Below are 8,263 nucleotides of genomic sequence, written 5' to 3' on the forward strand. Positions count from 1 at the left end.
AAACCACAGATTTTAAGCAAATACGTGGTGCTGAAAAACGATTACATCAATCAGGTCATTGATATTTACCACCTCTAAAATTTGCCACTACGTCTTCAGCCAAATGGACAGTTGGCTGAAGCAGGTCACACGTTTTAAATATTTATAGGATTCTAGCCATGTCAAACCTTAATGTTGCACTTCAATTTGAAGATGAGGTTACACGTTTTATCAGCGTTGCTCAAGGTGAAACCTTATCTGATGCTGCGTACCGTCAAAAAATCAATATTCCTCTGGACTGCCGTGATGGTGCTTGTGGAACATGCCGTGCGTTTTGCGAGTCAGGTTCGTTTGACATGCCTGAAGAAACCTATATTGAAGATGCATTAACGCCTGAAGAAGCCGCTGAAGGCTACATCCTAGCTTGTCAGTGTAAACCGACTTCAGACGCAGTATTCCAAATTCAAGCTTCATCAGAAGTCTGTAAAACTGAAATTCACGCCTTCCAGGGTACGCTTGAGCGTGTTGAAAAATTATCAGATTCAACCATCACTTTTGATATTCAACTCGATGAAAGTCAACCTGACATTCATTTCCTCGCAGGTCAATATGTCAATGTCGGTATTCCGGGTACGACAGAAACTCGTTCTTATTCTTTCAGCTCTAAACCGGGTAACCGTTTAACCAGTTTCGTGGTACGTAACGTACCGAATGGCCAGATGAGCGAATTCTTAAGTAGCAATGCCAAAGCGGGCGACAAAATGACTTTCGCCGGTCCATTTGGCAGCTTCTACCTGCGCCCTGTAACCCGCCCTGTCTTGATGATGGCGGGTGGTACAGGGATCGCACCATTCATGTCGATGCTGCAAGTGCTGGAAGAAAAAGGTTCAGAGTATCCAGTGCGTTTGGTATTTGGTGTGACCAATGACTTTGACCTGGTTGCCATTGAAAAGCTGAACGAACTGCAAGAAAAATTCCCGTGGTTCGAATACCGTACAGTGGTTGCTAACCCGGAATCTGCACATGAACGTAAAGGTTATGTGACTGGTCATATCGAAAACGAATGGCTAAATGCTGGTGAGGTTGATATCTACCTGTGTGGCCCTGTACCAATGGTTGAAGCGGTTCGCGGTTGGCTGGATGCTGAAGGCGTAAAACCTGCAAGCTTCCTGTTCGAAAAATTCTCTGCGAATTAATGATTTGAAGATGCGTATTTGTTTAGAAACTATTTGATACGCGTAAACGTCATCCGCTGCTGTACGAGGCAAACCAAATTCAGATACATCTAAGTTTCTGCGACAAATTTAACTTACATGATGCAATGGACGAGTTCAGCGGATGACAATGGTTTTGCCTACTTTTGCCAAAACAAAAGTAGGTCGAACCGAAAGTTAAACCTTATGTTGATTTATAAAAGCAAGACTCCGTCTTTCCTAAATCAAATTTAAAGGTTTTTTAATCGCAGATATAAAGATTGGTTCATGAGTTAAAAAAATATGACTTCAAATCAAAGATTTTTAAACAAAGTCGTAATCGTGACCGGTGCCGCGCAAGGCATCGGTCGCGGTGTCGCGTTGCAAATGGCGAGCGAAGGCGCTCAAGTCGTCATGGCTGACCTTTCCCCTTATGTGGAAGAAGTTTTGGCTGAAATTGAAGCGACTGGCGGTGATGCAATTACCGTCAAAGCCAATCTGGAAACGTTTGCCGGTGCTCAGTCAGTCGTTGAAAAAGCCCTTGAGACTTATGGCCGTGTCGATGCCCTGATCAACAACGTCGGTGGCGCGATCTGGATGAAACCTTTCGAGGAATTTTCTGAAGAGGAAATTATCAAGGAAGTGAACCGTTCATTGTTCCCGACCTTGTGGTGCTGCCGTGCAGTTCTGCCTGAAATGATTAAAAATCAGAAAGGTACCATTGTAAACGTATCTTCTATTGCCACACGTGGTATTAATCGTGTTCCCTATTCAGCATCCAAAGGTGGCGTAAATGGCCTGACGGCTTCCCTTGCCTTTGAACATGCCAAAGATGGTATTCGCGTTAACGCAGTTGCAACGGGTGGCACCGAAGCACCTCCCCGTAAAGTACCGCGCAATACCAATCCACTGACTGAATCTGAACAAGAATGGATGCAGCAAGTGGTAGATCAGACCATTGACCGTACGTTTATGGGTCGCTACGGCACAATTCAGGAGCAAGTGAATGCGATTGCATTTCTGGCTTCCGATGAATCATCTTATATGACAGGTACGGTAGTACCGGTCGGTGGTGGTGATCAGGGCTAGTCCTGATCACCACGATTTTTAACAGGCTCATGGTTCGACGCAAGGAGGCACATTACCAATGAACACCCTGTTTCAGACATTAAAAAATGACTGGTCAATTTCAGCGACTGTTGCAGGATTTTTAGCAGTGCTGATTTCCTATTCAGGGCCACTGATCATTTTTTTCCAGGCGGCACAGCAAGCCCAGGTTTCCCCAGCCATGATGATTTCATGGATTTGGGGAATTTCTATTGGTGCGGCGCTCGCAGGTATCTTTTTATCAATTAAATACAAAATACCTGTCGTCACCGCTTGGTCTGCGCCCGGAACGGCACTATTGGTCACACTGTTTCCCGATATTTCGCTCAATGAAGCGGTTGCGGCCTATATCACCTCTGCTGTGGTGATTTTTCTCATTGGGATCACCGGTTATTTCGACAAGTTACTGTCCTGGATTCCTCAAGAAGTGGCTGCCGGAATGATGGCGGGAATTTTACTGCAGTTTGGTTTAGGGCTGTTCACCGCGACCGATACCATGCCCTATATCGTCTTTGGCATGCTGGCGGTATTTTTGCTGGCCAAGCGTTTCAGTCCACGTTATGCCATGGTCTGGGTGCTGGTTGCCGGTGTGATTTTAAGCATGGTGCTGGGCAAGATTAATCCGGTCACGGCAGATTTCAGTCTGGCAATTCCGCAATTTATTGCACCGGAATGGACCTGGAGTTCAACCCTGAATCTGGCTCTCCCACTCATTCTAGTCAGCCTGTCTGGCCAGTTTTTACCGGGAATGGCGATTATCAAACTCAGTGGTTATGACATGCCAGCCAAGCCAATTATTAGTGCAACCAGTATTGCCTCGCTTGCAGTGGCCTGTGTAGGGGGTATTACCATCGTACTGGCATCTATCACGGCTGCTTTATGTTTGGGTAAAGACGCGCACGAGCTGAAAGAAAAGCGTTATATCGCCGGTGTGGCAAATGGGCTTTTTTATATTTTAGGCGGCTTATTTGCCGGCAGCATCGTCATGCTGTTTAGCCTGATGCCCAAAGAATTAATTGCGGCTTTGGCAGGACTGGCATTACTGGGTGCGATTGCCACCAACATTTCCGTAGCCATGGGCAAAGAGTCGCAACGTGATGCAGCACTGATCACCTTTTTAGCGACTGCTTCCGGCATGCATTTCTTGGGACTGAGTTCAGTCTTTTGGGGAATTTGCATTGGCCTGGTAGCACATTTTCTGCTGTCACAGAAAAACCGTAATGCTGTTGCGGTTACAGCATCAGATTCAAAACGAGTTTAAAGACATCCATCAGTTTAGGATATGTAAGGACCAGATTATGATAGATAAAAGTTCATTATCATTGAAAGAAGCACTCTCCCAGATCAAGGACGGTTCTACCATTATGATCGGTGGTTTTGGTACAGCAGGTCAGCCTGCTGAACTGATTGATGGTCTGATCGAATTGGGTATTAAAGACCTGATTATTGTCAACAACAATGCCGGTAATGGCGATTATGGTCTGGCAAAACTGCTTAAAGCTGGTGCTGTTCGCAAGATTATTTGTTCTTTCCCGCGTCAGTCTGATTCCTGGGTATTTGACGAGTTGTATCGTGCTGGAAAAATTGAACTGGAACTGGTACCACAAGGTAATCTGGCTTGCCGTATTCAGGCGGCTGGTATGGGCTTAGGTCCAATCTATACCCCTACCGGTTTTGGTACTTTGCTGGCTGAAGGCAAACCGACCATGAACTACGAAGGCAAAGACTACGTTTTAGAAAATCCGATTAAAGCTGACTTTGCTTTAATTAAAGCTTCTAAAGGCGATCGTTGGGGCAACCTGGTCTACCGTAAATCTGCGCGTAACTTTGGTCCGATTATGGCGATGGCGGCTGATGTGACGATTGCTCAAGTTTCTGAAGTGGTTGAACTCGGTGCACTGGATCCAGAGCACATCATCACCCCGGGAATTTTTGTTCAACACGTTGTTCAAGTTAAACCTGCACAATAATTGGCATCGGAGATAAATAATGAGCTATAGCAAACTGACCCGTGACCAGATCGCTGAACGTGTGGCACAAGATATTCCTGATGGCGCTTATGTGAACCTCGGTATTGGTTTACCGACCAAGATTTCAAGCTACCTGCCAAGCGATAAAGACGTCTTCCTGCATTCTGAAAATGGCCTGTTGGCATTCGGTCCTCCTCCTGCTGAAGAAGACCGCGATCCTGAGCTGATTAATGCCGGTAAAGAATTCGTGACCTTACTTGAAGGCGGTTCTTTCTTCCATCATGGTGATTCATTCGCAATGATGCGTGGTGGTCACTTAGATATCGCGGTATTGGGCGCATTCCAGGTGGCTGAAAATGGCGATCTGGCCAACTGGCATACTGGCGCACCGGATGCAATCCCAGCAGTCGGCGGTGCAATGGATCTGGCTGTGGGCGCGAAGAAAGTCTTTATTACGACTGACCACGTGACCAAAAAAGGCGAGCCAAAAATCGTGGCTGAACTGTCTTATCCGGCTACTGGCCTGAAATGTGTCGACCGTATTTATACTGATCTTTGTGTGATTGATGTCACGCCTGAAGGTATGAAAGTGATTGAGAAAGTTGAAGGTCTGTCATTTGAAGAATTACAGTCAATGACTGGTGCCAAACTGATTGATGCGACTCAATCAAATTAAGGGGAAGTCCCTCCTTTCTTGCACTTAGTTTTAAAAGCAGTGCTTTAAAACATGTTCAGGAGGGATTTAGGGAGGATTTTTTTGAAGAATAAAATTACTTCATTAAATCCCTCCCTTGCGAAGCAATGCTTCTCACCCTTTAAAAAGGGAGGAGTTTTCTTCTTTTAAATATGTGAGCAAATACACAATGAAAAACGCATATATTATCGATGCCATCCGTACCCCATTCGGTCGTTATGCCGGTGGCCTCGCGCCTGTCCGTGCAGATGACTTAGGTGCACTTCCAATTAAAGCCTTAATGGAACGTAATCCATCGGTGAACTGGGAACAGGTCGATGACGTCATCTATGGCTGTGCCAATCAGGCCGGTGAAGACAACCGTAACGTCGGTCGTATGTCTTCTCTGCTTGCAGGTCTGCCTTATCAGGTGCCAGCAACGACTGTAAACCGCCTGTGTGGTTCATCGATGGATGCAGTCGCGATGGCAGCGCGTGCGATTAAAGCCGGTGAAGCCCATCTGATTATTGCCGGTGGTGTAGAAAGCATGTCGCGCGCGCCATTCGTGATGGGCAAGTCAGAAACAGCGTATGGCCGTAGCCAAAAGATTGAAGACACCACCATGGGCTGGCGTTTTATCAATCCTAAGCTGAAAGAAATGTACGGCGTAGAAACCATGCCGCAAACGGCTGAAAATCTGGCGGAACAGTTCAACATCAACCGTGAAGACCAGGACAAGTTTGCCCTGACCAGCCAGCAACGTACTGCAGCAGCGCAGGCCAAAGGTTTCTATAAAAATGAAATTATTCCTGTAGTGATTCCACAGCGTAAAGGCGATCCGGTGATTGTCGATACTGATGAACATCCACGTGCCTCAACCACCCTTGAAGCCCTCACCAAACTGAAACCGGTGGTGAAAGCAGACGGTACGGTGACTGCTGGCAATGCTTCAGGGATCAATGATGGTGCAGCGGCCCTGCTGATTGCTTCTGATGAAGCAATTGCTCAACACGGTTTAAAACCACGTGCCAAAATTATTGGCTCAACGGTTGTGGGTGTTGAACCACGCATCATGGGCTTTGGTCCAGCTCCTGCCATCAAGAAATTATTAGCGCAAACCGGTCTGACTTTAGAGCAGATGGACGTGATTGAACTGAATGAAGCCTTTGCTGCTCAAGCGTTGGCATGTACACGTGACTTGGGTATCGAAGACGGTTCAGAGAAAGTCAATCCAAACGGCGGTGCGATTGCTTTGGGCCATCCACTGGGTGCTTCAGGTGCGCGTCTTGTAACGACTGCACTCAACCAGCTGGAACAAACCGGTGGTCAATACGCTCTATGTTCAATGTGTATTGGTGTCGGTCAAGGCATCGCTTTAATTATTGAACGTGTTTAATTATTAAATGCTCGCTCGATCCTCCTTTCGTAAAGGAAGGATCGAGCGAGGATTAAGGATTCTAAAAAAAATGCCAACATTTACATCCAACGATGCACAGATCAATTACCAAACTTTTGGTAATGCAGCCAACCCAGCCTTGATTTTTTCTAACTCATTGGGCACCAAATTCAGCATGTGGCAACCACAAATTGAATTTTTCCACCAGGACTATTTTGTCATCTGCTATGATACCCGTGGTCATGGGGGTTCCTCTGCCCCAAAAGGCCCTTATACCTTGCAGCAACTTGGGCAAGATGTAGTCAATCTGCTTAATCATTTAAACATCCAGAAAGCTACATTCTGTGGTATCTCCATGGGTGGGTTAACCGGTCAATGGTTAGCGATTAACAAACCTGAACGTTTTAGCCATGTGATCGTCTGCAATACAGCAGCCAAAATTGGTCAGGAACAAGCGTGGTTAGAACGTGCCGTACTGGTGCGTGAGCAAGGTCTGGCGCCGATCGCTTCAACTGCAGGCGGACGCTGGTTTACTGATAAATTTATTCAAAGCAATGCAGCTGAAGTTGAAAAATTGCAAAATAGCTTGGCAGCCGGCAGCGCTGAAGGTTATGCAAGTTGTTGTGAAGCTTTGGCTAAAGCGGATTTACGCGAACAGCTTAAAGATATTACTGTGCCCGTATTGGTCATAGCAGGTCAGCAAGATCCGGTGACCACAGTGGCTGATGGTCAATTTATGGTTAAGCACATTCCAAACAGTCAGATGTTTGAAATCAATGCCTCGCATATTTCGATTATTGAACAGTCAGAGCAATTTAATCATCTCCTGCAATCATTTTTATCTTAATGATCAGGATGATGGTTAACATTTCATAATGGTAGCCCAATAAAGATACAAGCTAAAGTTACAGAGCTTTCACGGTTCTGCTTTAGCTTGTCATAACACCTTGTAATTACTATTAACTATTTTATTTATATCAATATTTGAGTCATGCAAATGCATTTTCTACTCAATGTCATATTTTATATCAACGCCATTCCATAAAATCATTTGATCAGGTTTTGGATTTTTGAGGAATATGTACTCAAATTTTAAGTCTTTTTTACACGAATTTGACCTGATCTGTTCATCATTATGATTGGCCAATCTGCTTGGATGAGCTATTCAATTTCTAAATATTTTACAGCATAGCTTCTTATGTTTTCTTGAAATTGTCTGTGCATAGCCTCATCTTAAAATTTAAGGCTTATATTTTAAAGTGAGTACTATCATGACTCCTGAACAACGCTTTCAAGCCGTATTAGCCCAATCAAAACAACATGATGATGAAAAATCTCAGCGATCCAAATTGGAAAATAATTTAATTGTCATCAGTCATGAATTGAAAGAACTGGCAGATCGAATTGAAGAACAAGTGACCGATCTGATGTTCATCGAAATGGATCATTTTTTAGAATCGCAAGGCTGGAATTCTGAATTTATAAATGCCAAAAATAAAAGATACAGTCTAAATGATAAAAATATTTATATCAGTGCATTAAAACCTGCAATTGGCAAATTTTTATTTGTGGTCAAGCATGATCTATTTGAAAGTACTGAACATCATATTGAAGCATGTTTTAAAGACAGTACGACCTTAAGCCATTTTAAAACCGCCATGCAAGGTGGAGACCTTAAAAATGATATCCCCATCAAAGCACTTGAGGAATGGTTAAAGGGCTTACAGTTAACCCTGCAAAAGTTAAAAATAGAAAGTGAAAATCTTCAAGCTGATGGATTGACTTATGAAGTCATTAAGGTGGGCCAGATTCATCATAAAAGACTGCCTAACTTTATCGAAGCTTTTTTATCCATACTGGAACATAGATAAGCCTGTTTAAAGTTAGGGGCAATTTTGAGTTCTATTTATAGGCGCTGTAACTCATTGACCGTACTTCCCTGTTC

The 8,263-nt window shown here is 44.4% G+C and carries 8 protein-coding genes and 1 pseudogene; all 9 read left to right on the top strand.

Features of this window, described 5'->3' with window-relative positions:
- Positions 1–78, top strand: a pseudogene (locus B2Y23_RS07360) (benzoate 1,2-dioxygenase small subunit); the annotation flags it as partial.
- A gap of 80 nt (positions 79–158) precedes the next feature.
- Positions 159–1,175 carry a benzoate 1,2-dioxygenase electron transfer component BenC gene (gene benC / locus B2Y23_RS07365; RefSeq protein ID WP_291369956.1) on the top strand — a complete coding sequence of 339 codons (1,017 nt, stop codon included), beginning with the start codon at positions 159–161 and terminating at the stop codon, positions 1,173–1,175.
- Positions 1,176–1,475: 300 nt separating this feature from the next.
- Positions 1,476–2,261: a benzoate diol dehydrogenase BenD gene (benD, locus tag B2Y23_RS07370; RefSeq protein ID WP_291357344.1), complete on the top strand. Its 786-nt coding sequence runs from the start codon at positions 1,476–1,478 to the stop codon at positions 2,259–2,261.
- Between the two features lie 58 nt (positions 2,262–2,319).
- Positions 2,320–3,540, top strand: a complete 1,221-nt coding sequence (gene benE / locus B2Y23_RS07375) for a benzoate/H(+) symporter BenE (RefSeq protein ID WP_291369958.1) — start codon at positions 2,320–2,322, stop codon at positions 3,538–3,540.
- A 37-nt stretch (positions 3,541–3,577) separates the two neighbouring features.
- On the top strand, positions 3,578–4,249 hold the full coding sequence (locus B2Y23_RS07380) for a 3-oxoacid CoA-transferase subunit A (RefSeq protein ID WP_004731110.1): 672 nt from the start codon (positions 3,578–3,580) through the stop codon (positions 4,247–4,249).
- A gap of 19 nt (positions 4,250–4,268) precedes the next feature.
- On the top strand, positions 4,269–4,925 hold the full coding sequence (locus tag B2Y23_RS07385) for a 3-oxoacid CoA-transferase subunit B (RefSeq protein WP_005246228.1): 657 nt from the start codon (positions 4,269–4,271) through the stop codon (positions 4,923–4,925).
- A gap of 187 nt (positions 4,926–5,112) precedes the next feature.
- Entirely contained in the window at positions 5,113–6,318 is a 1,206-nt protein-coding gene (pcaF, locus tag B2Y23_RS07390) for a 3-oxoadipyl-CoA thiolase (protein WP_291369959.1), read from the top strand.
- 70 nt (positions 6,319–6,388) lie between these two features.
- Positions 6,389–7,165, top strand: a complete 777-nt coding sequence (gene pcaD / locus B2Y23_RS07395) for a 3-oxoadipate enol-lactonase (RefSeq protein WP_291369961.1) — start codon at positions 6,389–6,391, stop codon at positions 7,163–7,165.
- 424 nt (positions 7,166–7,589) lie between these two features.
- Positions 7,590–8,189: a hypothetical protein gene (locus B2Y23_RS07405; protein WP_291357332.1), complete on the top strand. Its 600-nt coding sequence runs from the start codon at positions 7,590–7,592 to the stop codon at positions 8,187–8,189.
- The last annotated feature ends 74 nt before the right edge of the window (positions 8,190–8,263 follow it).

This window comes from Acinetobacter sp. UBA5934, from assembly GCF_002430855.1.
In the GTDB taxonomy this organism is placed as follows: domain Bacteria; phylum Pseudomonadota; class Gammaproteobacteria; order Pseudomonadales; family Moraxellaceae; genus Acinetobacter.

Coding starts and splice junctions, on each gene's coding strand:
- benC (WP_291369956.1), top strand. CDS start 159: ATGTCAAACCTTAATGTTGCACTTCAATTTGAAGATGAGGTTACACGT.
- benD (WP_291357344.1), top strand. CDS start 1,476: ATGACTTCAAATCAAAGATTTTTAAACAAAGTCGTAATCGTGACCGGT.
- benE (WP_291369958.1), top strand. CDS start 2,320: ATGAACACCCTGTTTCAGACATTAAAAAATGACTGGTCAATTTCAGCG.
- B2Y23_RS07380 (WP_004731110.1), top strand. CDS start 3,578: ATGATAGATAAAAGTTCATTATCATTGAAAGAAGCACTCTCCCAGATC.
- B2Y23_RS07385 (WP_005246228.1), top strand. CDS start 4,269: ATGAGCTATAGCAAACTGACCCGTGACCAGATCGCTGAACGTGTGGCA.
- pcaF (WP_291369959.1), top strand. CDS start 5,113: ATGAAAAACGCATATATTATCGATGCCATCCGTACCCCATTCGGTCGT.
- pcaD (WP_291369961.1), top strand. CDS start 6,389: ATGCCAACATTTACATCCAACGATGCACAGATCAATTACCAAACTTTT.
- B2Y23_RS07405 (WP_291357332.1), top strand. CDS start 7,590: ATGACTCCTGAACAACGCTTTCAAGCCGTATTAGCCCAATCAAAACAA.